This window comes from Bartonella sp. AP1QHHD (genome assembly GCF_042196265.1).
Classification (GTDB): domain Bacteria; phylum Pseudomonadota; class Alphaproteobacteria; order Rhizobiales; family Rhizobiaceae; genus Bartonella.
Genome location: NZ_JBHIPW010000054.1, coordinates 114,121 through 139,630, shown reverse-complemented (window position 1 = coordinate 139,630; position 25,510 = coordinate 114,121). Strand labels below are relative to the sequence as shown.

General features: G+C 39.7%; 32 protein-coding genes and 1 pseudogene. 32 read left to right on the top strand and 1 reads right to left on the bottom strand.

Translation table 11 applies throughout. The features are described 5' to 3' along the window. The 32 genes and pseudogenes from ACFIME_RS05795 to alaS form a co-directional block, all read left to right on the top strand. Positions 1-69, top strand: a pseudogene (locus tag ACFIME_RS05795) (elongation factor Tu); the annotation flags it as partial. A 61-nt stretch (positions 70-130) separates the two neighbouring features. Next, a complete protein-coding gene (gene rpsJ / locus ACFIME_RS05790) occupies positions 131-439 on the top strand; it encodes a 30S ribosomal protein S10 (RefSeq protein WP_005773267.1) in 309 nt (102 codons plus the stop codon). Positions 440-466: 27 nt separating this feature from the next. Continuing rightward, on the top strand, positions 467-1,204 hold the full coding sequence (gene rplC / locus ACFIME_RS05785; protein WP_375662260.1) for a 50S ribosomal protein L3: 738 nt from the start codon (positions 467-469) through the stop codon (positions 1,202-1,204). 2 nt (positions 1,205-1,206) lie between these two features. After that, positions 1,207-1,827, top strand: a complete 621-nt coding sequence (gene rplD / locus ACFIME_RS05780) for a 50S ribosomal protein L4 (protein ID WP_375617717.1) — start codon at positions 1,207-1,209, stop codon at positions 1,825-1,827. After that, positions 1,824-2,117, top strand: a complete 294-nt coding sequence (locus ACFIME_RS05775) for a 50S ribosomal protein L23 (protein WP_273723987.1) — start codon at positions 1,824-1,826, stop codon at positions 2,115-2,117. The genes rplD and ACFIME_RS05775 overlap by 4 nt, the downstream gene beginning before the upstream one ends. 20 nt (positions 2,118-2,137) lie before the next feature. Next, the gene (rplB, locus tag ACFIME_RS05770; RefSeq protein ID WP_375662259.1) at positions 2,138-2,971 is read left to right on the top strand and encodes a 50S ribosomal protein L2; all 834 of its coding nucleotides are present in this window, start codon (positions 2,138-2,140) and stop codon (positions 2,969-2,971) included. A gap of 15 nt (positions 2,972-2,986) precedes the next feature. Beyond that, entirely contained in the window at positions 2,987-3,265 is a 279-nt protein-coding gene (rpsS, locus tag ACFIME_RS05765; RefSeq protein WP_375617719.1) for a 30S ribosomal protein S19, read from the top strand. 2 nt (positions 3,266-3,267) lie between these two features. Beyond that, on the top strand, positions 3,268-3,657 hold the full coding sequence (gene rplV / locus ACFIME_RS05760) for a 50S ribosomal protein L22 (RefSeq protein ID WP_273791407.1): 390 nt from the start codon (positions 3,268-3,270) through the stop codon (positions 3,655-3,657). After that, positions 3,657-4,367 carry a 30S ribosomal protein S3 gene (rpsC, locus tag ACFIME_RS05755; RefSeq protein WP_273791408.1) on the top strand — a complete coding sequence of 237 codons (711 nt, stop codon included), beginning with the start codon at positions 3,657-3,659 and terminating at the stop codon, positions 4,365-4,367. Before rplV ends, rpsC begins: the two co-directional genes overlap by 1 nt. A 36-nt stretch (positions 4,368-4,403) precedes the next feature. Beyond that, positions 4,404-4,817: a 50S ribosomal protein L16 gene (rplP, locus tag ACFIME_RS05750; RefSeq protein WP_375611475.1), complete on the top strand. Its 414-nt coding sequence runs from the start codon at positions 4,404-4,406 to the stop codon at positions 4,815-4,817. A gap of 12 nt (positions 4,818-4,829) precedes the next feature. Beyond that, on the top strand, positions 4,830-5,030 hold the full coding sequence (gene rpmC / locus ACFIME_RS05745; RefSeq protein ID WP_375662257.1) for a 50S ribosomal protein L29: 201 nt from the start codon (positions 4,830-4,832) through the stop codon (positions 5,028-5,030). An 11-nt stretch (positions 5,031-5,041) separates the two neighbouring features. Beyond that, positions 5,042-5,281 (top strand): 30S ribosomal protein S17, encoded by a 240-nt coding sequence (rpsQ, locus tag ACFIME_RS05740; RefSeq protein WP_012231991.1) that lies wholly within the window; start codon positions 5,042-5,044, stop codon positions 5,279-5,281. A 144-nt stretch (positions 5,282-5,425) separates the two neighbouring features. Beyond that, positions 5,426-5,794, top strand: a complete 369-nt coding sequence (gene rplN, locus ACFIME_RS05735; RefSeq protein ID WP_004855715.1) for a 50S ribosomal protein L14 — start codon at positions 5,426-5,428, stop codon at positions 5,792-5,794. Positions 5,795-5,806: 12 nt separating this feature from the next. Next, positions 5,807-6,121 (top strand): 50S ribosomal protein L24, encoded by a 315-nt coding sequence (gene rplX, locus ACFIME_RS05730; protein WP_375617722.1) that lies wholly within the window; start codon positions 5,807-5,809, stop codon positions 6,119-6,121. Then, positions 6,114-6,671 carry a 50S ribosomal protein L5 gene (gene rplE, locus ACFIME_RS05725; protein WP_375662255.1) on the top strand — a complete coding sequence of 186 codons (558 nt, stop codon included), beginning with the start codon at positions 6,114-6,116 and terminating at the stop codon, positions 6,669-6,671. The genes rplX and rplE overlap by 8 nt, the downstream gene beginning before the upstream one ends. A gap of 24 nt (positions 6,672-6,695) precedes the next feature. Beyond that, positions 6,696-7,001 carry a 30S ribosomal protein S14 gene (rpsN, locus tag ACFIME_RS05720; RefSeq protein ID WP_375617724.1) on the top strand — a complete coding sequence of 102 codons (306 nt, stop codon included), beginning with the start codon at positions 6,696-6,698 and terminating at the stop codon, positions 6,999-7,001. Between the two features lie 14 nt (positions 7,002-7,015). Then, entirely contained in the window at positions 7,016-7,414 is a 399-nt protein-coding gene (gene rpsH / locus ACFIME_RS05715; RefSeq protein ID WP_375613142.1) for a 30S ribosomal protein S8, read from the top strand. Positions 7,415-7,453: 39 nt separating this feature from the next. Continuing rightward, positions 7,454-7,987: a 50S ribosomal protein L6 gene (gene rplF / locus ACFIME_RS05710; RefSeq protein ID WP_375617726.1), complete on the top strand. Its 534-nt coding sequence runs from the start codon at positions 7,454-7,456 to the stop codon at positions 7,985-7,987. A gap of 12 nt (positions 7,988-7,999) precedes the next feature. After that, a complete protein-coding gene (gene rplR / locus ACFIME_RS05705; RefSeq protein ID WP_273791414.1) occupies positions 8,000-8,362 on the top strand; it encodes a 50S ribosomal protein L18 in 363 nt (120 codons plus the stop codon). A 111-nt stretch (positions 8,363-8,473) separates the two neighbouring features. Then, the gene (gene rpsE, locus ACFIME_RS05700; protein ID WP_375617727.1) at positions 8,474-9,022 is read left to right on the top strand and encodes a 30S ribosomal protein S5; all 549 of its coding nucleotides are present in this window, start codon (positions 8,474-8,476) and stop codon (positions 9,020-9,022) included. 31 nt (positions 9,023-9,053) lie between these two features. Further along, entirely contained in the window at positions 9,054-9,260 is a 207-nt protein-coding gene (gene rpmD, locus ACFIME_RS05695) for a 50S ribosomal protein L30 (protein ID WP_375611481.1), read from the top strand. A 20-nt stretch (positions 9,261-9,280) separates the two neighbouring features. After that, positions 9,281-9,748, top strand: coding sequence for a 50S ribosomal protein L15 (gene rplO / locus ACFIME_RS05690; RefSeq protein WP_375684633.1), 468 nt, complete (start codon positions 9,281-9,283; stop codon positions 9,746-9,748). A 161-nt stretch (positions 9,749-9,909) separates the two neighbouring features. After that, the gene (gene secY, locus ACFIME_RS05685) at positions 9,910-11,256 is read left to right on the top strand and encodes a preprotein translocase subunit SecY (protein WP_375617729.1); all 1,347 of its coding nucleotides are present in this window, start codon (positions 9,910-9,912) and stop codon (positions 11,254-11,256) included. Further along, positions 11,253-11,831 carry an adenylate kinase gene (locus ACFIME_RS05680; protein ID WP_375617730.1) on the top strand — a complete coding sequence of 193 codons (579 nt, stop codon included), beginning with the start codon at positions 11,253-11,255 and terminating at the stop codon, positions 11,829-11,831. The genes secY and ACFIME_RS05680 overlap by 4 nt, the downstream gene beginning before the upstream one ends. A 181-nt stretch (positions 11,832-12,012) precedes the next feature. Next, complete coding sequence (gene rpsM, locus ACFIME_RS05675) at positions 12,013-12,381, top strand: 30S ribosomal protein S13 (RefSeq protein ID WP_026500557.1); 369 nt, start codon at positions 12,013-12,015, stop codon at positions 12,379-12,381. 115 nt (positions 12,382-12,496) lie between these two features. After that, positions 12,497-12,886 carry a 30S ribosomal protein S11 gene (gene rpsK, locus ACFIME_RS05670; protein WP_007347762.1) on the top strand — a complete coding sequence of 130 codons (390 nt, stop codon included), beginning with the start codon at positions 12,497-12,499 and terminating at the stop codon, positions 12,884-12,886. Between the two features lie 94 nt (positions 12,887-12,980). Next, positions 12,981-13,994 (top strand): DNA-directed RNA polymerase subunit alpha, encoded by a 1,014-nt coding sequence (locus ACFIME_RS05665; protein WP_375611485.1) that lies wholly within the window; start codon positions 12,981-12,983, stop codon positions 13,992-13,994. 24 nt (positions 13,995-14,018) lie between these two features. Then, a complete protein-coding gene (gene rplQ, locus ACFIME_RS05660; protein ID WP_375684632.1) occupies positions 14,019-14,447 on the top strand; it encodes a 50S ribosomal protein L17 in 429 nt (142 codons plus the stop codon). Positions 14,448-14,715: 268 nt separating this feature from the next. Beyond that, positions 14,716-16,110 (top strand): DegQ family serine endoprotease, encoded by a 1,395-nt coding sequence (locus tag ACFIME_RS05655; RefSeq protein ID WP_375617731.1) that lies wholly within the window; start codon positions 14,716-14,718, stop codon positions 16,108-16,110. Positions 16,111-16,118: 8 nt separating this feature from the next. Beyond that, the gene (locus ACFIME_RS05650; RefSeq protein ID WP_375662253.1) at positions 16,119-17,444 is read left to right on the top strand and encodes a replication-associated recombination protein A; all 1,326 of its coding nucleotides are present in this window, start codon (positions 16,119-16,121) and stop codon (positions 17,442-17,444) included. Between the two features lie 970 nt (positions 17,445-18,414). After that, positions 18,415-19,458 carry a recombinase RecA gene (gene recA, locus ACFIME_RS05645; protein WP_273791424.1) on the top strand — a complete coding sequence of 348 codons (1,044 nt, stop codon included), beginning with the start codon at positions 18,415-18,417 and terminating at the stop codon, positions 19,456-19,458. 204 nt (positions 19,459-19,662) lie between these two features. Then, complete coding sequence (gene alaS / locus ACFIME_RS05640; RefSeq protein WP_375684631.1) at positions 19,663-22,329, top strand: alanine--tRNA ligase; 2,667 nt, start codon at positions 19,663-19,665, stop codon at positions 22,327-22,329. Positions 22,330-23,572: 1,243 nt separating this feature from the next. On the opposite strand, the gene ACFIME_RS05635 is transcribed toward alaS, so the two are convergent. Beyond that, the gene (locus ACFIME_RS05635) at positions 23,573-25,354 is read right to left on the bottom strand and encodes a glucan ABC transporter ATP-binding protein/ permease (protein ID WP_375684630.1); all 1,782 of its coding nucleotides are present in this window, start codon (positions 25,352-25,354) and stop codon (positions 23,573-23,575) included. Between the last annotated feature and the right edge of the window lie 156 nt (positions 25,355-25,510).

Genomic DNA, 25,510 nt, shown 5'->3' with positions numbered 1-25,510 from the left:
CTGCGTTTTGCTATTCGTGAAGGTGGTCGTACTGTTGGTGCCGGTATCGTCTCTAAGATCATTGAATAAATAATGCTTGTTGAGTGCTTTGATTATTGAAGGCACTTTGTATAACAGGGAAATAAAGAGCATGAACAGTCAGAATATTCGCATTCGCTTGAAAGCGTTTGATCATAGAATTCTTGATACGTCGACGCGTGAGATCGTATCGACTGCTAAACGTACCGGTGCAAATGTCCGTGGTCCCATTCCGCTTCCGACGCGGATTGAGAAGTTTACGGTCAATCGTGGACCGCATATCGATAAGAAAAGTCGTGAGCAGTTTGAGATGCGAACACATAAGCGTCTTCTTGACATTGTTGATCCAACGCCGCAAACAGTGGATGCGCTTATGAAGCTCGATCTTTCTGCTGGTGTGGATGTAGAAATTAAGCTCTGAGGTTTGAGGACAGAAGGAACAGACCCGATGCGTTCAGGTGTAATAGCACAGAAGCTGGGCATGACCCGTATTTATAATGATGCTGGTGAGCATGTGCCGGTGACGGTACTTCGTTTGGAGAATTGTCAAGTCATTGCTCAGCGTACAGTTGAAAAGAATGGTTATACTGCTGTTCAATTAGGTGTAGGCTTTGCTAAGGTTAAGAATACTTCACAAGCTCTTCGTGGACATTTTGCTAAGGCTTCTGTTGAGCCTAAAGCCAAAATAGCAGAGTTTCGTGTGAGTCCCGACAATCTTCTTGATGTTGGTACTGAGATTACAGTGGAACATTTTGTTCCAGGACAAAGAGTTGATGTGACTGGTACCAGTATTGGTAAGGGGTTTGCTGGTGTTATGAAACGACATAACTTTGGTGGGCATCGTGCTTCCCATGGTAATTCGATCACACATCGTGCTCATGGTTCTACAGGGCAGTGCCAAGATCCTGGTAAAGTTTTTAAAGGCAAAAAAATGGCTGGCCATATGGGGCAAGTGCGTGTAACAACACAGAATATTGAAGTTATTTCCACTGATAGTGAGCGTGGTTTAATTTTAGTGCGTGGTGCTGTTTCTGGTTCTAAAGGTTCTTGGATTTTGATACGGGATGCTGTGAAGAAGCGTCTTCCTGATAATGCTCCAAAGCCTGCTGGTATTCGCCGTCTTGTGAAGGAGAAAGCGGAAATGGTTACTCCGGTGACGGAAACCTCTGAAGTTGAGGGAGCCTAATAATGGATCTTGTAATTAAAACTCTTGATGGTAATGAAGCTGGCAAATTAAAGGTTTCTGAGGCTATTTTTGATCTTGTACCGCGTGAGGATATTTTGCAACGTGTTGTTCGTTGGCAGCTTGCACGTCGTCAGCAGGGAAGTCATCAATCCCAAGGTCGTTCTGATGTGTCGCGAACAGGGGCAAAAATGTTTAAACAGAAAGGAACTGGGCGTGCTCGACATTCATCTGCACGTGCACCGCAGTTTAGAGGTGGGGGTAAGGCACATGGACCGGTGGTTCGTAGCCATGCGCATGATCTTCCTAAAAAGATTCGTGCTCTTGGGTTACGTCTTGCTTTATCTGCAAAATTAAAAGCAAAAGATTTAATTGTTGTGGATGAGTTGACTGTTAAGGATGCTAAAACGAAAATGCTTGTTTCTCATTTTTCTAAGCTTGGATTTAATAACGCTCTCTTGATTGGTGGTAAAGAGATTGATATTAACTTTTTTCGTGCAGCCTCTAATATCCCTAATATTGACATTTTGCCTATTCAGGGAATTAATGTTTATGATATTTTGCGTCGCAGCAAACTTGTTTTATCAAAAGCAGCTATTGAGGCTCTTGAGGAGCGTTTTAAATGACAGATCTTCGCCATTATGATATAATTATTAGTCCAGTTATTACTGAAAAGGCGACTATGATTTCTGAGTATAATCAAGTTGCTTTTAATGTCGCGCCGAAAGCGACGAAGCCTGAGATTAAGGCTGCTATTGAAGCGCTTTTTAGCGTAAAAGTTAAAGCAGTTAACACGATAGTCCGTAAGGGTAAAGTGAAGCGTTTCAAAGGTATAGTTGGTCGGCAGAGTGATGTCAAAAAAGCGATCGTAACTCTGGCCAGTGGTCAGACTATCGACGTTTCGACAGGTCTTTAAGAGGCTCGGAGATAGGAATAATGGCACTTAAGCAGTTTAATCCAATGACACCTGGGCAGCGTCAGCTTGTTATTGTGGAACGTTCTTGTCTTTATAAGGGAAAACCTGTAAAGATGTTAACAGAAGGTTTGTCTTCAAAGGGTGGACGTAATAATCGCGGTCGTGTTACTGCTCGTTTTCAGGGTGGTGGACATAAACGTAGTTATCGGTTTGTCGACTTTAAGCGTCTTAAACGTGATGTTTCAGCAAAGGTTGAGCGTTTAGAATACGATCCTAATCGTACCGCTTTTATTGCTTTAATCCGCTATGAGGATGGGCAATTGAGTTATATTCTTGCACCACAGCGTCTTGGTGTCGGTGATTCTGTTATGGCTGGTTTAAATGTGGATGTTAAACCAGGTAATGCTATGCCTCTTGCTAATATGCCTGTAGGTACAATTATTCATAATGTTGAGATGAAGCCAGGAAAAGGAGGGCAGATTGCACGTTCAGCAGGTGCTTATGCGCAGTTGGTTGGACGAGATCATGGCATGGCTATTCTTCGTTTAAATTCTGGTGAGCAGCGTTTGGTTCCGAGTAGCTGTTTTGCAACTGTTGGCGCTGTTTCAAATCCTGATCATGGGAATATTAATGATGGTAAAGCAGGTCGGTCACGTTGGCGTGGTAAGCGTCCACATGTTCGTGGTGTTGCTATGAACCCCATTGATCATCCACACGGTGGCGGTGAAGGTCGTACATCGGGGGGGCGCCATCCAGTATCTCCTTGGGGTAAACCTACGAAAGGTAAGCGTACGCGCTCCAATAAAGCTACTGATAAATTTATTATGCGTACGCGTCATCAACGCAAGAAATGAGAAAGGTAGTCTGAGGTGGTTCGTTCAGTGTGGAAAGGTCCGTTTGTTGACGGCTATCTTCTTGGTAAAGCAGAGAAGGTACGTTCAAGTGGGCGCAACGAAGTTATAAAAATATGGAGTCGTCGCTCTACTATTTTACCGCAATTTGTTGGTTTAACTTTTGGTGTTTACAACGGTAATAAGCATATTCCTGTTTCTGTTTCTGAAGAGATGGTTGGGCATAAGTTTGGTGAGTTCGCTCCTACCCGAACTTATTATGGTCATGGTGCCGATAAGAAAGCGAAGAGGAAGTAGGAATGGGAAAAGCTAAAGTTTCGCGCCAGCTTAAAGATAATGAAGCAAGAGCTGTCACGCGGACAATTCGTGTTAGTCCGCAGAAGCTTAATTTAGTTGCTGCAATGATTCGTGGTAAAAGAGTTAATGTAGCGCTCGCTGATTTGATGTTTTCACGCAAGCGTATTGCTGCTACTGTGAAAAAAACGCTTGAATCAGCAATTGCAAATGCAGAAAATAACCACGATCTTGATATTGATTCGCTTGTTGTGGCGGAAGCTTATGTTGGTAAGTCGATAGTGATGAAGCGCTTTCATGTTCGTGGTCGAGGGCGTGCTAGTAGAATTGAACGTCCATTTTCGCATCTTACTGTTATTGTTCGTGAAGTTACCGAAAAAGTGGAGGCCGCGTAATGGGGCAGAAGATCAATCCAATAGGACTTCGTCTTGGTGTTAATCGGACTTGGGACTCTCGTTGGTATGCTGATAGTGGTGAATATGGGCGCCTTCTTCATGAAGATTTGAAAATTCGTTCATATGTGCTTGAGGAGCTTAAACAGGCAGCTATTTCTAAGGTTGTTATTGAGCGTCCTCATAAAAAGTGTCGTATTACGATTCATTCTGCACGTCCTGGTTTGATTATTGGTAAAAAGGGTGCTGATATCGAAAAGCTTCGTCGTAAGCTATCAGAAATGACGGATGCTGAAACTTCATTGAATATTGTGGAGATTCGTAAACCGGAGATTGATGCGACAATTATTGCGCAATCAATTGCTCAACAGTTAGAGCGTCGTGTTGCTTTTCGTCGTGCAATGAAGCGTGCTGTTCAGTCTGCTATGCGTCTTGGTGCGGAAGGTATTCGTATCAATTGTTCTGGCCGTCTTGGTGGTGCTGAAATTGCTCGTATGGAATGGTATCGTGAAGGTCGTGTTCCACTTCATACCTTGCGTTCTGATGTTGATTACGGTACAGCAGAAGCTAAGACCGCTTATGGTATTTGTGGTATTAAAGTTTGGGTCTTTAAGGGTGAGATTCTTGAGCATGATCCGATGGCTTCAGAACGTCGTGCTACGGAAGCTGATCAATCTGGTTCTTCATCGAATCGTCGCCGCGAAAATGCTTAGTTTTTGAGATTGAACTAAAATTTGGAGTAGAGAACAATGTTGCAGCCAAAGCGCACAAAGTTCCGTAAACAGTTCAAAGGCCGTATTCACGGTTTTGCGAAGGGTGGTACGGATTTGAATTTCGGTGCCTACGGTTTGAAGGCTGTTGAGCCGGAGCGGGTCACTGCTCGTCAAATTGAAGCGGCGCGTCGTGCGATTACACGTTATATGAAGCGTTCTGGTCGTGTGTGGATTCGTATTTTTCCAGATCTTCCGGTTACATCTAAACCGACTGAAGTTCGTATGGGTAAAGGTAAGGGAAGTGTTGATTATTGGGCTGCACGTGTTGCTCCTGGGCGCGTCATGTTTGAGCTTGATGGAGTTCCGGAGGATGTTGCACGTGAAGCACTAAGATTAGGTGCTGCAAAGTTGCCTATAAAAACGCGTTTCATCCAGCGTATTGCTGAATAGTGAGGTTAAGCGATGAGAGCCACAGAATTACGGGCGCAAACGCTCGACCAAATGAAAGGTGAATTGGCTAAGTTAAAGAAAGAGCAATTTAATTTGCGTTTTCAAAAAGCAACAGGTCAATTAGAAAAGACTGCGCGCGTTAGACAAGTTCGTCGTGATATTGCGCGTATTAAAACTTTTCTTCGTCAAAAGATAAGTGAAAGTAAGGTTTAAGGAAATAAGAGATGCCTAAACGCGTTTTGCAGGGTGTTGTTATTAGCGACAAAAGTGATAAGACTGTTGTTGTCAAAGTTGAACGCCGTTATTCTCATCCGCTTCTTAAGAAGACTGTTCGGCAGTCTAAAAATTATAAAGCGCATGACGAAAACAACCAATTTAAGATTGGGGATCAAGTTTCTATTCAAGAATCTAGACCAATTTCGAAAGATAAATGTTGGATTGTTGTAAAAGACAATGTAGCGTAATGAGTTAAGCTTATTGTTTTAGAATTTAACAGTGTGGTTATCATTGATAAATTTGAAGGCGATAACTTTATCGTTATTTGGCAGGCAAATCCGAGTGTGTAAAAGGTACAATCGGATATATGTGTTAAGAGAAGGTGGCCAGTCATGATTCAGATGCAAACAAACCTCGACGTTGCTGATAATTCTGGAGCGCGTCGTGTCATGTGCATCAAAGTGTTAGGCGGTTCAAAGCGGAAATATGCTTCGGTCGGTGACATTATTGTTGTTTCGGTTAAGGATGCAATTCCTCGTGGACGTGTTAAAAAAGGTGATGTTATGAAAGCTGTTGTGGTTCGTACTGCTAAGGATATTCGTCGCGCAGATGGTAGTGTCATTCGTTTTGATAGTAATGCTGCGGTTTTGGTGGATAATAAAAAAGAGCCGATCGGTACTCGTATCTTTGGACCTGTTCCCCGTGAATTGCGTGGTAGGAATCATATGAAGATCATCTCGCTTGCTCCTGAAGTTCTGTAAGGAGTAAATGTTATGCAGAAGATTCGAAAAGGTGATAAAGTTGTTGTTTTGTCCGGTAAGGATAAAGGATGTAGTGGTGAAGTAATTAAGGTTAGTCCAAAAGAGAATAAGGCTTTTGTTCGTGGGATTAATATGATTAAACGTCATCAACGTCAAACGCAGAAGCAAGAAGCTGGAATTATTTCTAAAGAAGCTCCGATTCATCTGTCTAATTTGGCGATTGCTGATCCTAAAGATGGTAGGCCTACACGTGTAGGCTTTCGTGTGAATGCAGATGGTAATAAGGTTCGTTTTGCCAAGCGTTCGGGAGAGTTGATTAATGGCTGAGGAAAGACAAATACCGCGTATGAGAGCGCATTATTTTGAAGTGATTCGTAAAGTGCTTCAAGAGAAGTTTAATTACAGAAATGCAATGCAAATTCCGCGGATTGATAAAGTTGTAATAAATATGGGGATAGGTGAAGCAACTGCTGATTCCAAGAAACCTTCCCTTGCCGCTGAGGATTTAGGGCTAATAACGGGTCAGAAGGCTGTTGTTACGCGTGCGCGTAATTCTATTGCGACCTTTAAGGTTCGTGAAGGAATGCCTCTTGGGGCTAAAGTTACATTGCGTAAAGATCGTATGTTTGAGTTTTTAGATCGTCTTGTGACGATTGCTCTTCCGCGGGTTCGTGACTTTCGTGGTTTAAATCCAAAGAGTTTTGATGGTCGTGGCAATTTTGCTATGGGTATTAAAGAACACATTGTGTTTCCAGAAATCAACTATGATAAAGTTGATCAAATTTGGGGCATGGATATTATTGTTTGTACGACAGCAAAAACGGATGATGAAGCTCGTGAGTTATTGCGTGCTTTTAATTTTCCTTTTCGTTCGTAACGGCAAGCGTAGTGAGGTGAAATTATGGCCAAAGTAAGTGCCGTTGAAAAAAATAAGCGTCGTGAGTTGATGGTAAAGTGCTATGCTGCTCGTCGTGCACGTTTGAAAGCAATAGTTATGGATCAGAAGGTTTCTCTTGAAGAACGTTTTAAAGCTTCTGTTCAGTTGGCAGAGTTGCCGCGTAATTCTTCGAAAGTTCGTATTCGTAATCGCTGTGAGGTTTCAGGTCGTCCGCGGGCTTATTATCGTAAATTAAAAATGTCGCGAATTGCGTTGCGTGAGCTTGGCTCTATTGGCTATATTCCTGGTATTGTAAAGTCTAGTTGGTAAGAGGAGATTATTTAATGTCTATGTCAGATCCTCTTGGTGATATGTTAACACGTATTCGTAATGCACTTGGTCGTAAAAAAGGTAAAGTAGTTACTCCAGCTTCGAAGCTTCGTGCACACGTTCTTGATGTTCTTCAGTCGGAAGGTTATATTCGCGGATATAATCGAATTGATTTAGGTGATGGAAAAGCTGAAATTGAAATCGAATTGAAGTATTTTGAAGGGCTGGCTGCTATTCGTGAGATTTCACGTGTATCAAAGCCAGGGCGTCGTGTGTATGTTTCTGCTAAGTCACTTCCTCAGGTGGCAAATGGCCTTGGTATTTCGATTTTATCGACTCCTAAAGGCGTCATGGCAGATCATGAGGCGCGTGAACAGAATGTTGGTGGAGAACTCCTTTGTCGTGTTTTCTAAGTTATGTCAAGAAAACGGAAGAAAAAGTAGGTTAGAACAATGTCTCGTATTGGAAAGAAACCCATTTCAATTCCTTCTGGAGTTACTGCTACTGTTGAAGGTCAGCTGGTTAAGGCAAAAGGTCCAAAAGGTGAGCTGAGTTACGTCGTCAATGATGAAGTCTTAGTCAAACTTGAGGACAATATCATATCAGTTATGCCGCGGGATCAGTCAAAAGATGCGCGTTCTAAATGGGGTATGTCGCGCTCAATGATTGAGAACATTTTTTGTGGTGTGAAAGATGGTTTTGAAAAGAGGTTGGAGATTAATGGGGTTGGTTATCGTGCTGCTTTGCAGGGTAAGGATGTTCAACTATCTCTGGGTTTTTCGCATGATGTGGTTTATAAAGTTCCGTCGGGTGTTACTGTGACTGTTCCTAAGCCAACGGAAATTGTTGTTTCTGGAATTGATAAACAGCAAGTTGGACAAGTTGCAGCGGAGATTCGTGAGTATCGTAGGCCTGAGCCTTATAAAGGTAAAGGTGTTAAGCATGCAGATGAACGTATCTTCCGTAAAGAAGGTAAAAAGAAATAAGGATTTTGTATTATGGTTTCATCTAAGGACATTATCCAACGTCGTGCAAGGCGTGTTCGTCGTAGAATTAAAATGGTTTCTCATGATCGTCCTCGGCTTAGTGTTTATCGTTCAAATCAGAACATTTATGCTCAAGTTATCGATGATTTGCGGGGATGTACACTTGTTTCAGCCTCTACTCTTGAAAGTGATTTGAAAAAATCGTTAAAGAGTGGTGCTGATAAAAAGGCGGCCTTTGCTGTTGGTAAGTTAATTGCTGAGCGTGCGAAGAAAGCGGGTGTTAATGAGGTGGTTTTTGATCGTGGAGCGTATGTGTACCATGGTCGCGTCAAAGCTTTAGCTGAAGCTGCTCGTGAAGGTGGTTTGAATTTCTAAAATTTCTTATTTATGAATGAGTAAGGAGAGTTTAGAGTATTTCGTTTAAGTTCTTCCAGTTTGATGAGGGACTTTGTTATCGTGCTTCCGGAAAAGAAAAAGGAATGAGGAATGGCACAAAAAGAACGTGGTGAGAGAGAAGAACGCGATAATGAATTTGTCGATAGGCTCGTTCATATCAATCGTGTTGCTAAAGTTGTAAAGGGTGGTCGGCGTTTTGGTTTTGCCGCTCTTGTTGTCGTTGGAGATCAAAAAGGGCGTGTGGGTTTTGGACATGGTAAAGCCCGTGAAGTTCCAGAAGCCGTTCGTAAAGCAACGGAATCTGCAAAACGTGGGATGATTTATGTTCCGCTTCGGTCTGGGCGTACATTGCATCATGATCTTGAAGGTCGTCACGGAGCTGGGCGTGTTTTGCTACGTTCGGCTTCTGCTGGTACTGGTATTATTGCTGGGGGACCGATGCGTGCTATTTTTGAAGCTCTTGGTATGCAGGATGTCGTTGCAAAATCACTAGGATCGTCGAATCCTTATAACATGGTTCGTGCAACATTTGATGCCTTGAAACATCAAGTGCATCCTAGAGATATTGCTGCTCAACGTGGTATAAAGTATTCGACTTTGCAGGCGCGTCGTCGCCATTTAGTCGACCTAGAAGGGTAGTTTCTGAGATTATCAGAAAAGGAATTAGGAAATGGTTCAGAAAAAATCTCAGAGTGGTAAAACTGTGACTGTGGAACAAATTGGAAGCCCTATTCGAAACTCACAGATTCAGCGTGCAACCTTAAAGGGGCTTGGACTAAATAAAATGCGTCGTCGGCGCGTTTTAGATGATACACTTTGTGTGCGGGGTATGATTGCTCGGGTTCGGCATCTTGTTCGCGTTATAGATGAAGGTTAAGGGTTGCGGGAGTATTAGATATGAAACTCAATGAACTGCGTGATTGCGAAGGCGCAACAAAAAATCGTAAGCGTGTTGGGCGTGGTATTGGTTCCGGTACGGGTAAGACTGGTGGTCGTGGTGTAAAAGGGCAAAAGTCACGTTCTGGTGTTTCCCTTAATGGTTTTGAAGGTGGGCAAATGCCTATCTATCGTCGTTTGCCAAAACGTGGATTTAGGAATTTCTTTGCTAAAACCTACAATGAAGTTTCACTAGGACGTATTCAGTTGGCAGTTGATGCAGGTAAGTTGAATATTGAAAAGCCTGTTGATATGGTTTCTTTGAAAGAGGCTGGTATTATTCGTCGTGAAAAAGATGGGGTTCGTCTTCTTTCTGCTGGTGATTTGAAAACTAAGATTACCTTTCATGTTTCTGGTGCTTCACAAGCTGCTCGTGTTAAGATTGAAAAAGTGGGTGGTCAGGTTATTCTTCCTGATATTGCTCGATAATTTTTTAATATGAATAGAGACCTAAAGAAGAATGATATCTGTTTTGTGGGATCTTTTGTGGAGAATTGTTTAAGTTCTGCATTTGTTTATGTATGCATATATGAATTTTAGGATTATACTTCTGTGATTTAAAGAACTGGAGTGTAAAGTGGAGACGTTTTATGGCATCAGCAGCAGAGCAATTTGCTTCCAATATAAACTTCGGCACCTTTTCGCGTGCAACTGAATTAAAGAAACGTATCTGGTTTACTCTGTTGGCGCTTCTTGTATATCGTTTTGGCACTTACATCTCTCTTCCAGGTATCAATATCGATGCTTTGCGGCAAACATTTGAACATCACGCGTCGGGTGTATTAGGACTCTTTAATATGTTTGCTGGAGGTGCCGTTGGGCGTATGGCTATTTTTGCGCTGGGTATCATGCCTTATATATCGGCATCTATTATTGTGCAATTGTTAACATCTATTATTCCTTCTTTGGAAACTCTTAAAAAAGAAGGGGATTTAGGTCGTAAGATTATCAATCAATATACGCGTTATGTAACAGTCGTATTGGCAATCCTACAAGCTTTTGGTATTGCGGTTGCGCTTGAAAGCGGTATAGGGTCGGGGCTTCAAATTGTTTTAGAACCAGGTCTTATGTTTCGTATTTCTTCTGTTATTACGCTTGTTGGCGGAACGATGTTTCTTATGTGGCTTGGCGAGCAAATTACGTCACGTGGTATTGGTAATGGGGTTTCTCTTATCATTTTTACAGGGATTGTAGCCAACTTTCCTTCTACTTTTGCTCAGCTTTTGACAGCTCATAGTCAGGCTGATTTATCAACTTTTCTTTTAATAGGAATCGTTCTTATTGCTGTTTTGGTTATTGGGCTTATTGTTTTTATAGAGCGTGCGCAACGGCGAATTCTTATCCAATACCCGAAACGTCAGGTCGGTAATCAAATGTTTCAAGGAGATATGTCGCATCTTCCTTTAAAGTTGAATACTGCTGGTGTTATTCCACCTATTTTTGCTTCATCTTTATTATTATTACCTGCCACTATTAATAATTTTTCTGATAAAATGCCACAATGGGTTCAGGAGATTTCTTATGCTCTTGGTCATGGACAGCCACTTTATATGATTGTTTATGCATTTTTAATGGCGTTTTTTTGCTTTTTTTATACAGCTATTGTGTTTAATCCAAGTGATACTGCAGATCAGTTGAAAAAACATTCTGGTTTTATTCCAGGGATTCGTCCAGGTGAGCGTACAGCCGAATATATTGATTACGTTTTGACGCGTATTACTGTTGTGGGGGCACTTTATATTATCTTGGTTTGTTTGTTACCTGAATTTATGATATCTGCATTACAGGTTCCTTTTTATCTTGGGGGAACATCCTTGTTGATTGTTGTTACTGTTACACTTGATACGGTTGCTCAAATTCAGGGGCATCTTGTTGCCCACCAATATGAAGGGTTGATAAAAAAATCAAAACTTCGTGGAGGTAGAAGGAATCGATGAGAGTTATTCTTTTAGGTCCTCCTGGAGCGGGAAAAGGTACGCAAGCAAAAATGTTGACTGAGGAATATAGCATTCCTCATTTATCAACAGGGGATATGTTGCGTGAGGTGATTGCCAAAGAAACGGAGATTGGTAAAAAAGCTAAAGCTATTATAAGTTCTGGTGCTTTGGTACCTGATAGTATTGTTAATCAAATCGTATCAGATCGGATTGATGAAGCTGATTGTGTAAACGGTTTTGTTTTGGATGGATATCCGCGAACTGTAGGGCAGGCAGAAGCGTTGCAACAGATACTGGATTCAAAAAATACGCAGCTTAATGCTGTTATTGAGTTGTGTGTTGATGAAGACGTGTTGATTGAACGTATGAAGAAGCGCGTTGAAGAAACAATAGCGGCTGGTGGACAGGTTCGTTTAGATGACAATCCTGTTGCTTTTGCAAAAAGATTAGTAGAATATCGTGAAAAAACAGCTCCCTTATCAAAATTTTATTCAGAGAGGGGAATGTTGAAGGTTATTGATGGAATGATTGGTGTTGCTGAAGTGACACGTATGATTAGAGGGTTTCTTTCATGAGATTTTTTTTAGAAATAAATGAAAAGAGTTGACTTTTGAGATGAAATCCATCAAAAGTGAATTTAATTTATTTTAGTGAAATAATAGGATTCGGAAGAATTTTTTTCTGAGTCTATTTTTTTCTATAAGGTATATCAGGTATTTTATAACAATTTGTCAAAAATAACTAAGGAGAGTAGGCGTGGCTCGTATTGCTGGCGTCAATATCCCGACAAATAAGCGTGTAATTATTGCGCTTCAATATATCCACGGGATTGGACCAAAATTTGCTCAAGAAATTATTGAAAGAGTTGGCATTCCTTTGGGGCGTCGTGTGCATGAGCTTTCAGATGCTGAGGTGCTGCAGATTCGTGAGGCAATAGATCAGGGGTATCAAGTTGAAGGTGATCTTCGTCGTGAGGTTGCTATGAATGTTAAGCGTTTGATGGATCTTGGTTGTTATCGAGGATTGCGTCATCGCCGGTCTTTGCCTGTCCGAGGACAGCGTACACATACGAATGCTCGTACGCGTAAAGGTCCTGCTAAGGCAATCGCCGGTAAGAAGAAATAAGGGCCTTTGTGGAAGGTTTTTATATATTCTTTTTCTTGTTTGATTTGTTTGACAAGGAAAAAAAAGGTGGAGCTGCTGATGTTACGGCAGTGATGAGATCGTTGAAAGGGAAATTATGGCCAAGGAAGCCACACGTGTTCGTCGTCGCGAACGTAAAAATATTTCATCGGGTGTTGTTCATATTAATTCAACATTTAATAACACAATGATTACTATTACTGATGCTCAGGGTAATGCAATTGCTTGGTCATCTGCGGGAGCTCAGGGGTTTAAAGGTGCGCGTAAATCGACACCTTTTGCTGCTCAAGTTGCTGCGGAGGATTGTGCAAGAAAAGCGCAAGAGCATGGTATGCGTTCTTTGGAAGTTGAAGTTTGTGGACCTGGATCAGGGCGTGAATCTGCTCTACGAGCATTGCAATCTGTTGGTTTTGTCATTACTTCTATTCGCGATGTAACACCAATTCCTCATAATGGATGTCGTCCGCGGAAAAGGCGGCGTGTTTAATTGGGTGTTGTTTTTTGTTGTCGGAGATTTCTCTGATGTTCACATTGGTCGTTACGATTGAATGGTAACGGAACTAAAGAACGGGAATAAAAATATGATCCAGAAAAACTGGCAGGAACTTATTAAACCCAATAAGGTTGAATCATGTGCACATGATAATCCAAATATTATAAGTGTGATTGCTGAACCTCTTGAGCGTGGTTTTGGTTTAACGTTAGGAAATGCGCTTCGTCGCGTTTTGTTATCTTCGCTTCGTGGTGCTGCTATTACTGCTGTGCAGATTGACGGTGTCTTGCATGAATTTTCATCGATTCCAGGTGTGCGTGAGGATGTTACGGATATTATTCTGAATATAAAAGAAATTGCGCTTCGTATGGAAGAAGAAGGTCCTAAACGTGTCGTCGTTTATAAAGAGGGGCCTGGTGTCGTGAAAGCGGGAGATATCAGTACAGTTGGGGATATGGAAATTCTAAATCCAGATCATGTTATTTGTACTCTTGATGAAGAAGCTGAAATTCGTATGGAATTTATTGTCAACACAGGAAAGGGGTATGTTCCATCTGATCGTAATTGTGTTGATGATGCACGTATAGGGCTTATTCCAATTGATAGTCTTTATTCACCGATCCGTAAGGTATCTTATAAAGTAGAAAATACACGCGAAGGTCAAGTTCTCGATTATGATAAATTAACGCTCACGATTGAAACAAACGGTGCTGTTAATGGTGAGGATGCTGTTGCTTTTGCAGCACGCATTCTTCAGGATCAATTATCGTTATTTATTAACTTTGAAGAGCCACAGAAGGAGCCTGTTGAAGAGGCTGATTCTGAGCTTTCTTTTAATCCTGCTCTTCTCAAAAAAGTGGATGAATTAGAACTTTCAGTTCGTTCGGCAAATTGTCTTAAGAATGATAATATTGTCTATATTGGTGATCTGATTCAGAAAACAGAATCTGAAATGCTTCGGACACCGAACTTTGGTCGCAAATCGTTGAATGAGATTAAAGAAGTTTTGGCGTGTATGGGTTTACATCTTGGGATGGAGATTCCTGCGTGGCCGCCTGAAAACATTGATGATCTTGCAAAACGTTATGAAGATCAATATTAAAATTAGAATCTAAGGAGAGGGCTTATGCGCCATAGTAAGTCAGGACGCAAGTTGAACCGTACTGCCAGTCACCGTAAAGCGATGTTTGCAAATATGGCAACTTCGTTGATCGAGCATGAGCAGATTGTGACAACGCTTCCAAAAGCTAAAGAAATTCGTCCTATTGTTGAAAAACTTGTTACTCTTGGTAAGCGTGGTGGTTTGCATGCGCGTCGGCAAGCTATTGCAGCACTTCGTGATGCAGGAAAGGTTGCGAAATTATTTGATACGCTTGCGCCACGTTATGAATCACGCAACGGTGGGTATTTGCGTATTATGAAAGCGGGGTTTCGTACCGGTGATAATGCGCCTATGGCTGTTATAGAATTTGTTGATCGTGATGTTGAAGCGAAGGGTGCTGGGGATCGTGCTCGCATGGAAGCTTCTGAGAATGAAAAGGGAACATCTTCTTAGAGTTTTTTTATTCTGTTGGATTTTTAAAGGCCGCCTTGTCTTGGGCGGTTTTTTTGTGAGCATTTTTAAGTTTGTTTTAGTTGAGAAATAGGTGCAGAGAGAAAATTATAGAATATTGAATTATCTTATTTTTATAATATTTATTGTTCAAATAGGTTGTTTTTATTCTCTATTATGAAATATTAATAGAGGTCCTTAATTTGCGGGGATACGTTTTTTTATTCTATTAATCTTCAACAGAATGTGCTGATTTTATAAGGAGTGGATTATGAGGTGTTCTTTTTGGGTGCGGATTTTTTTTGTAATTATGATGCAGATATCATTTGATCATGTATATGCTCATGTTCCTCAAACACAAACAGAAATCACTCTTTCATTTGCTCCTTTAGTTAAAAAGACAGTTCCATCTGTTGTAAATATTTATGCAGCTCGACAAATTAGAGCTCGATCACCTTTTGAAGGCGATCCATTTTTTGAGCAATTTTTTGGTCGTTTTCAAAATAAATTTCCTGTTCGTAAGCAATCGTCATTAGGATCAGGGGTGATTGTTGATGCACGTGGTTTGATCGTTACAAATTACCACGTCATTAAAGATGCAAGCGAAATTAAAGTGGCTTTTTCTGATGGACGGGAGTTTGAGAGTAAGGTCGTGCTCAAAGATGAAGCAACTGATATTGCAATTCTTGAAGTTAAGGAAAAAGATGCTCAATTTCCGGTTCTTTCTTTGGGAAATTCTGATACTGTTGAAGTTGGTGATCTTGTTCTTGCTATTGGTAATCCTTTTGGTGTTGGTCAAACAGTTACAAGTGGTATTGTTTCAGCGCAAGCGCGTACACGTGTTGGGATTTCTGATTTTGACTTTTTTATTCAAACAGACGCAGCCATTAATCCAGGGAATTCTGGTGGCGCTTTAATTGATATGAAAGGTCAGTTAATCGGAATTAATACGGCTATTTATTCGCGTTCCGGTGGTTCTGTAGGGATTGGTTTTGCTATTCCAGTTAATCTTGTAAAAGTAATGCTTGATACTGTTAAACGCGGTGGAAAATATTTTGTGCCGCCTTATATTGGGGCTTCTTTTCAAAATGTTACACCTGATATTGCTGGTGGTTTAGGTTTAGAACGTCCCTATGGTGCTCTGATTATTGAAGTTATCAAAGATAGTCCTGCTGAAAAAGCTGGATTGAAAGTAGGTGATGTTATTTTGAGTGTGCAGGGGGTACGCGTTGACAGCCCAGATAGTCTTGGGTATCGTTTGATGACAGCTGACGTTGAGCATAGTCTTGCTTTGGAATATTTACGAAGTGGAAAAACTTTAAAAACACAAATAACAGTTTCATCGATATCAGAAACTGCATTTTTAAAATCTGAAAAAATTACGGGTGACAGTCCTCTTGCTGGTGCTGAGGTGTTAGATTTAACACCGCAAAATAGTCGACGTTTTCATCTTCCTATATCTGCAAAAGGGGTTGTGATTACCAATCTTGAGGAAATGAGCAATGCAGCTGGAATTTTTCAGTCAGGAGATATTCTACGTGTTGTAAATGGCCATAAAATTCAAACAGTTCATCAGTTGAAAAAGGTTCTTATGCAAGGTCGCTCAAATATGTGGCAATTGGAATATGAACGTGATGGTATGTATATTCGCCAATTTATTCGTTGAGGTTTTTTTTGAAGAAAGATTTTTTTACTTCGTCGTTTGATTTTCAAGTTAATAAAAATCAGCCACTAGCAGAAAGAATGCGCCCTTGTTCTCTCAATGATGTTGTGGGACAAAAGCATTTGATTGGAGAGGATGGTTTGCTTTCACGTATGGCGGCAACAGGCTCAATTGGATCGATGATTTTTTGGGGACCTCCAGGGACGGGAAAAACGACCGTGGCACGTTTGTTAGCCCTTGAAACAAATTTCGCGTTTGAACAGGTTTCTGCTATTTTTACAGGAGTTTCTGAACTTAAAAAGATTTTTGAAGTTGCGCAGAGGCGTTTTATATCTGGGGATAAAACACTTCTCTTTGTTGATGAAATTCATCGGTTTAATCGTGCACAGCAGGATAGTTTTCTTTCTGTGATGGAAGAGGGTACTGTGGTACTTATAGGTGCAACAACCGAAAATCCTTCTTTTGAACTGAATGCTGCCCTTCTTTCGCGTGCACGTGTTTTAACATTTCTTTCTCATGATCATGAAAGTTTGGACATGCTTTTGAGGCGTGCTGAAGAAGTGGAGGGAAAAACTCTTCCCTTGGATAATGATGCCAGAGACGTTTTGATAGAGATGTCTGATGGTGATGCGCGGGTTGCGTTAACATTGGCAGAGGAAGTTTGGTCTATTGCACCATTGGGAGAGATTCTTGATGTTGTTGCTTTGCAAAAAGTTATTCAGCGTCGTGCGCCTATTTATGATAAAGGACGAGATGGGCATTATAATCTCATTTCAGCGTTGCATAAATCCGTTCGTGGATCTGATCCTGATGCTGCGCTTTATTATTTGGCACGTATGTTGGATGCTGGTGAAGATCCTCTCTATATTGGGCGAAGATTGGTTCGTATGTCCGTTGAAGATGTTGGTTTGGCGGATCCTCAAGCTCTTGTCATTTGTAATGCAGCAAAAGATGCCTATGATTATTTAGGATCACCAGAAGGAGAATTGGCTTTGGCGCAAGCATGTCTTTATGTTGCAACTGCGCCAAAGTCAAATGCAGCATATCTTGCGTATAAAGCAGCACTGCGTTGTGCACGCAAAAATGGCTCTTTACCACCTCCTAAGCATATTCTTAATGCTCCTACGAAATTTATGAAGGAAGAAGGGTATGGAAGTGGTTATTGTTATGACCATGATGAACCAGATGCTTTTTCAGGACAAGAATATTTTCCCGAAAAACTTGGGCGTCAGAGTTATTATAAACCAGTTGAGCGTGGTTTTGAGCGTGAAATTGTGAAACGTCTTGAGTGGTGGCAACAGTTGCGCAAAAAACGTAAAGATCAAAATAAAATTTGAGTTGAAATACGTTTTTTATTGATCTCTTATGTTATTGTATGAGAAATTTAGCTTATATTTTAAACATTTATTGCATTGCTTGTAGAGATTTTTTTTTGATATCTCCAAAATTGCATATTTTTTCAAATTTAAATATGTCATTCAACTTTTAAGCTGCTTTATTTTTTTTGGTTTTTATTAAATAATATATTGACTTATAATGATAATTGACTGTTTCGTAAGTTGAATGAAAGTTTCAAATACCGTAAATTTCTCTCATCCCAAGTCTGTTATTTGTTGAAGCAATCAAGTTATTCGCTTGCATGTTACAAGCAGGATTAGCGTGTGATAAAAACTGTACAAGAAAGGACTAAAAATCCCTCTTATGAATCGTCTCAAGTGCCGAGAGCTGTCGCAACATTGGGTGATGATAAATAGTGTGATGGTGCCGGCTTGCTCCTTCTATAGAGTAAAGATGGTGGTGCCTAAAGGGTTTTGCAGTATACCACATTCATAGGTGTTGTCACAAAATGAGCTTGGAAGTTTTGAGAGATGTTTCTTAAATCAAGTGCATGAATATGCAACACAATAGCGTTTTGTTCTTCGATGCAATAGGGTATGAGGTTGATTGATGATGCGTTTTTTGTGTGATCAATAGTGGGAGAATTCTTAGTCTCTCAAGTATTTAATCAAAGGGATAAGCAGAAGGGTTGTAGAACATTGTGTTTAAAATTAAATTGTTCCTTTTCTAGAGAGATATAAATATGTTAACTATGCTCCCATAGAGATATTACTTTATTGAAGTTTATTATGTGTCATAAGATAAGCAATGCCAATTCTTTATTGTGATGGTCATGAATGTTTATGGACATAATGTGGAGATAGGAATGGAAATAGTCTGTGAAAATCTAAACACAAGCCTTTAGTTAAATTAAAAGTACAGTGTACACTAAAGTTTTAGGTTATTATGGATTCGGTCAAGGATATAATCGTGGATAAAACAAAAGCTCTCGATGCTGCTCTCTCACAAATTGAACGTTCTTTTGGTAAAGGCTCGATTATGCGTCTTGGGCAAAAAGAGCAGGTTGTTGAAATTGAAACAATTCCAACAGGGTCGTTATCCTTGGATATTGCTTTAGGGATTGGTGGATTACCGAAGGGGCGTATTGTTGAGATTTATGGACCAGAAAGTTCTGGGAAAACAACATTGGCTCTCCATGCTATTGCTGAGGCACAGAAAGGTGGTGGGATTTGTGCTTTTATTGATGCAGAGCATGCGCTTGATCCTATTTATGCGCGTAAGCTTGGTGTTGATTTAGAAAACTTGTTCATTTCTCAGCCAGATACCGGTGAACAGGCATTGGAAATTACAGAAACGTTGGTTCGTTCTGGTGCCGTTGATGTGCTTGTTGTGGATTCTGTCGCAGCTTTAACACCGCGAGCAGAAATTGACGGTGAAATGGGTGATGCTTTGCCCGGATTGCAAGCTCGGTTAATGAGTAAAGCGTTACGAAAATTAACCGCAGCAATTTTTCGCTCTAACTGTATGGTTGTTTTTATTAATCAAATTCGCATGAAAATTGGTGTAATGTTTGGTTCTCCTGAAACGACAACGGGTGGAAACGCTTTAAAGTTTTATGCTTCTGTTCGTTTAGATATTCGTCGCATTGGATCCATTAAAGATAGGGATTCAATCGTTGGTAATCAGACGCGCGTTAAAGTGGTGAAAAATAAATTGGCACCTCCATTCAAACAGGTTGAGTTTGATATTATTTATGGTGAAGGTATTTCCAAAGTAGGTGAATTGATTGATTTGGGTGTCAAGGTTGGTGTTGTGGAAAAATCTGGTGCATGGTTTTCTTATAATTCTCAGCGTTTAGGGCAGGGGCGTGAGAATGCAAAGCAGTTTTTACGTGAACATGTGGAAATAGCTACAGAGATTGAAGCAGCTTTGCGCCAAAATGCTGGTTTGATTGCGATTGAATTGTTAGAAAATGCAGGGTCAGAAAATATAGAAAGTGATGAAGCCATTTGATGGGGCGTTTTTTTCGTTTATAATTTTTTTCCTTTAAGATTTTTCTGTTTTTTTGTTTGAATTTTTAAATACGCAGTCGTTTTTTCTCAATTTTTTAAAACAAATATTCCATTTTTGATTAAATTGACTCCATGCGTGGCGAAGAGGATTTAATGAGGGGGATTTTTCTTTTATGGTTTTGTGCTGTATTGAGCAGGTGTCAACATGAATAGTGTTAATAATATTCGGTCAATATTTTTGGATTATTTTCATCGTAATGGGCATAAAGTTCTTTCTTCTAGTCCGCTTGTTCCGCGGAATGATCCTACACTTATGTTTACAAATGCAGGGATGGTGCAGTTTAAAAATGTTTTTACTGGACTTGAACAACCTTCTTATACGCAGGCAACAACGGCACAAAAATGTGTTCGTGCGGGTGGAAAGCATAATGATCTTGATAATGTTGGTTATACGGCGCGCCATCATACATTTTTTGAAATGCTGGGTAATTTTTCTTTCGGTGATTATTTCAAGGAAGAAGCTATTTTTTTATCATGGAATCTTTTAACAAAGGAATTTTGCCTGCCAAAAGATAAATTGTTGGTGACAGTTTATCAGAGTGATGATGTTGCTGCTGAACTGTGGCGTAAAATTTCTGGTCTTCCAGATGAAAAAATTGTCCGTATTGCGACGGCTGATAATTTTTGGTCGATGGGAGAAACAGGCCCTTGTGGGCCTTGTTCGGAGATTTTTTATGATCATGGTGATGAAATCTGGGGCGGTCCTCCTGGAAGTGCTAATGAAGATGGGGATCGCTTTATTGAGATTTGGAATCTTGTTTTTATGCAGTATGAGCAAGTTTCCAAGGAAGAACGTGTTAACTTACCTCATCCTTCTATTGATACCGGTATGGGGTTAGAGCGTATTGCAGCTGTTTTACAGAGCGTTCATGATAATTATGACATTGATCTTTTTCGTGCATTAATTGACGCGTCAGAAGAAATTACAGGGATTGAGGCAAAGGGTGATTTTATTGCCAGCCATCGTGTCATTGCTGATCATCTTCGCTCATCTGCATTTTTGATTGCTGATGGTGTGCTTCCTTCTAATGAAGGAAGAGGATATGTTTTACGTCGTATTATGCGTCGTGCTATGCGTCATGCGCATCTTCTTGGTGCTAAAGAGCCCTTAATGTGGCGACTTTTGCCTGCTTTAATTCGCGAAATGGGACAAGCTTATCCTGAGTTGGTGCGTGCTGAATCTTTGGTTTCAGAAACTTTAAGGTTAGAAGAAATACGTTTTCGTAAAACGCTTGAACGAGGACTTGGTTTGTTGAACGAAGCAAGTACCGATCTTAAAGAAGGGGACTATTTGAATGGTGAAGTTGCTTTCAAGCTCTATGATACCTATGGTTTTCCGCTTGATTTGACGCAAGATGTTCTTCGTCGTCGAGGAATCTCTGTTGATGTTGGTGCTTTTGATAAAGCGATGGAACGCCAAAAAGAGGAAGCACGTGCCAATTGGTCTGGTTCTGGAGAAGCTGTAACAGAGAAAATCTGGTTTTCTGTTCGTGATCAAGTGGGGGCCACAGAATTTTTAGGTTATGAAACTGAGACAGCGAAAGGTATTCTTACAGCTCTTGTGTGTGATGGTAAAATTGTTGATCATATTTTTTCAGGTCAGAAAGCTATGCTTGTTGTTAATCAGACACCTTTTTATGGTGAATCTGGTGGGCAAATTGGTGATAGCGGTATCATTTCTGGTGAAAATTTTATTTTTAAGGTGCATGATACACAAAGAAAGGGCGATGGTGTTTTTATCCATATTGGGGAGGTGAAATCTGGTCAGGCATCGAGGTCTGATTGTGTAGAATTAACGGTTGATATTGTTCGTCGTAAGAAAATTCGTGCGAATCACTCTGCTACTCATTTGTTACACGAAGCTTTACGCCAAACATTGGGGGACCATGTTACACAAAAGGGCTCTCTTGTATCGCCAGATCGGTTGCGTTTTGATTTTTCACATCCAAAATCTGTTTCACCAAAAGAATTGAAAAAAATAGAAGATTTAGCCAATGAGATTATTTTGCAAAATAGTAGAGTGATAACGCGCCTCATGGCTGTAGATGATGCCATTTCTGAAGGAGCCATGGCATTGTTTGGTGAAAAATATGGTGATGAAGTTCGTGTTGTTTCTATGGGGGAGCCACTTGAACAGGGAAGATTAAAAAAGCGTTGGTCAATTGAGCTTTGTGGAGGGACACATGTGGAGCGAACAGGTGATATCGGTTTGATTCATATTGTTTCTGAAAGTTCTGTTTCAGCTGGAGTGCGGCGTATTGAAGCTTTAACAGGCAAAGAAGCACGTCTTTATCTTAGCCGCCAAGATGAACGTATTCATGAAATTGCTGATCTTTTAAAAATTTCTTCTGTTGGCGTGGAAGAACGGGTGCGAATTTTGCTTGATGATCGTCGTAAACTTGAAAAAGAATTGAATGATGTACGCAAGAAAATGATGTTGAGTGGTGGAATAACAGAAAGGAGCCAAGATGATATTATCATCATCAATGGGTTTTCTTTTACCGGACGCGTTGTTAAAAATATTTTACCACGGGATCTTAAGGCGCTTGTCGATTCTGAGAAAAAACAAATTGGATCTGGAGTGGTTGCTTTTATTAGTGTCTCGGAGGATGGAAAAGGGAGTGCTGTTGTCGGTGTTACGGATGATTTAACGGATAAATTAAATGCTGTAGATCTCGTTCGTATTCTTTCAGCGATGCTTGGTGGTAAAGGTGGAGGTGGCCGTCCTGATATGGCGCAGGCTGGTGGTCCTGAGGGGAACAAAGCTGATGAGGCATTTGCGGCACTAAAAGATTTTCTTGAAAAAAATTAAAGAATGAAATCATTCTGCATAGGTGTTTTTCACATTGTTATATTTGGTTGGCATCTATGTATCATGAATATCTGTCTGGTGTATTTCTGAAATGCAGATACAGCGTAATTGGGGAAAATACAATTGTAAAGATAAAGACAGTGTTTGTCTTTATCACCACTTTATCATTTGGCTTTATAGCTTCCAAGCGTTTCAGGAATCACCTTTTTAAGATAAGATAGATTATGCAGCACTTCATGCTTTGCTGTGTATTCTTTTACTAGGGAGACTAGTTATTATGTTGCTCTTATAGATTTTTTGAAGAAACATCTCTTTTTATGAAAGAAAAATATAAGATTTATTGCATACGATTATCCTTATAAAGTTATAAGCTGTCATTATTCGATTAGTTTTCAAATGAATAAAATCTCTTTCCTTGAAAAGGCTTATAAAAGCGTTGTTATATCTTAGAGCTATTGTTTTCATTTTGCTTGTTATGTACAAGAAAACAGTTTTTTGGTTTATTATTAAAAGGTCTTGAAAGGAATATTCTCCTATCTTTATAAATCTTTATTTCATATTATAAAGTAATGAATTATCAATATGAATCAAAGGAATATCACATAAATCTAAAGATTTAGATTAACATCTAATTTATTTATTTATGATAAAATTGCTTTAATACATTGAGTTATAATGATAATTTATCGTTTTATCTTTTGAATAAGGGCTACGAATATTCGTAGGATTTTATTATTTCAAATTCTGTGTATGTTAAATTAATCAAAACCACTCACGAATGTCGTTGTGAAATGGGCTTAAGAGCATTGAGAAATGTTTCTTAAAAAAAGTCATATGAATGTGCAAAACAATGATGTTCTGTTCTTTATGAGAGGACTATAAAGAAAGTGATAAACAAAGTGCAACGCAATACATAATATTCATTATTTAAAAGATATTTCTTTAGTTCGTTTTGAAATTCGTAAAGCTGAGTAAAAAGAAGACGGTAAAACTGGAAATTGTTTTTACCTTTACATTTTCCCTAAATGAGAATGTATACTCGTCAATATTCACAGATATAGGGAAATATTTTTGTCCCAATCTAGTAAAATTGCAATAGCAGAGAAAATACTAGACTGTTTTAATATTTTTCTTAAATACCTAAAATGGATTGTGGTATTTTTAGAAATCTTTTTACTTGTATCATATATAAGCACTCTTGTTATTCTGAGGAGGATTTTTTTGCTTGAAAAGAGTATCAATTTTATGATGCTATGGCTTCATGTAAGGGGATAACATTTTCTCCTTCTCTTTTTGGTGGTTTGATTGTTAAACCACTTGCCTTTAAAAATTTAGAGAAACGTCCCCCTCTATCGATTAATTCTTGAAAGTTTCCTTTTTCCATTAAGTGACCATGATCCAGAAAGAGTATCACATCAGCATTGCGTACTGTTGAGAGGCGATGTGCTATAATAAAAGTAGTACGGTTATGGCTTATACAATCGAGAGCATCTTTGACTCGTGCTTCTGTTTCAACATCAAGAGCGCTTGTTGCTTCATCTAGAATGAGAATAGGGGCATTTTTTAAAACAGCGCGTGCAATTGCTAGTCGTTGTTTTTCTCCACCTGATAATTGAGATCCTCGTTCGCCCACTATTGTGTTATAACAATCAGCTTTTTTTAGAATAAAATCGTGAGCTTCTGCTATTTTTGCTGCTTCATAAAGTTCTTCATTCGTTGCGCTCGCTTTTCCTATTGAAATATTGTCATGAATAGTACGGTTGAAAAGACCCGAGTCTTGAAATACTGTTGCTAGAGATTTGCGTAAAGATTCGCGATTGATTGAGCATATATTTATTCCATCAATGGAGATATGCCCAAGGGTAGGGTCGTATACGCGCTGCAACAGATTGATCAATGTTGTTTTTCCAGCCCCTGTTGGTCCTACAATCGCAACAGTTTGTCCTGCTTTAACTTCAAAGGAAATATCAAAAACACCTTGAGAAGAATTTTGGAATTGATAGGTCACGTGATGAAATTGTATGGCGCCTTTAACATTTTGGAGGGAAGGAAGATTTTGCGGTTCGTTGATATGAAAGGTTGAGTCTTCCATTTCAAAAAATTCTTGCAGTTTTGCTTGTGAGGATATTGCACAATTAATAAAACTGCTCATTTGGTCTAGGCGGCTAATCATGAGTTGTGCAAATCCAACAAAAGCAACGACTTCACCTACTCGTAATTGATCTTTTGCAACAAAAAAAGCTCCAAGGAGAAGAACACAAACGATTGAAATTGTTGAAGCCATTCGATTTAAGCCACTGGCGAGCGCCCACCAATTGAGAACAGGATTTTGTGCTTTAAGAAGAGCATTTGTATGTTGATGCAGTATGGAAGTTTCTTCTTTTATTCGGTTATAACTTTGTACAATGGAAACATTAGAGATTGAATCACTGACATGCTTAAAAAGGTTATGATGATAGCATTCTACAGCGGCTTGTCCGTCTTTTGTTTTTCGCATCACTAAACGTGCAATTAATACATAAATGATGGCAAGCACAACCAAGACTATTGAAAGACGCCAATTCATATTAAACGCTATGGGGATGAGAACCAATAAGGCGACAAGCGTTGAGAGGTGTTGGCGCATAAAATCAAGCCATATGGTTGACATGGAATCTATTGCGCGCAAAAGTGTATGGAGTGCGTTGGAAGTTCCACGTTGTTGATGCCAAATTAAAGGCATGGCAATGATACGTTCGAAAGATTCCGTTAAAACCGTTAAGCGGCGTCTATGGGCTAAGCGGTCAGCACCGCGAGCAACAAGGACATAAGCAATAATATGTGAAAGTCCAAAACAAACCCAAATGGCAAGAGTAGAGATGATACCTGTTTTTTCTGTAATAGAATCAATAACCTGTCCAAATAAAATAGGTTCTGCAATAGTGATAATAGCTAATATAACATTAGCGGTACAGATTAAAAGGGATGCATTTTTTTCTCTATTTAGGTAAGTGAGAACACGTGCATAGGTTTTGAATAAGGACACGGTTAATTATCTCCATTCGCTATTAAGCGTAAAGGCTGTTGATTTTTACAACGCTTAGTTTTTAGCTAATAAAATTTGGACGTTAAGAAAAGGAAATTTTGGATACTAACTGTAATATGGTGTGATAAAACCAACTAAAATATGAATTTTTGTGTT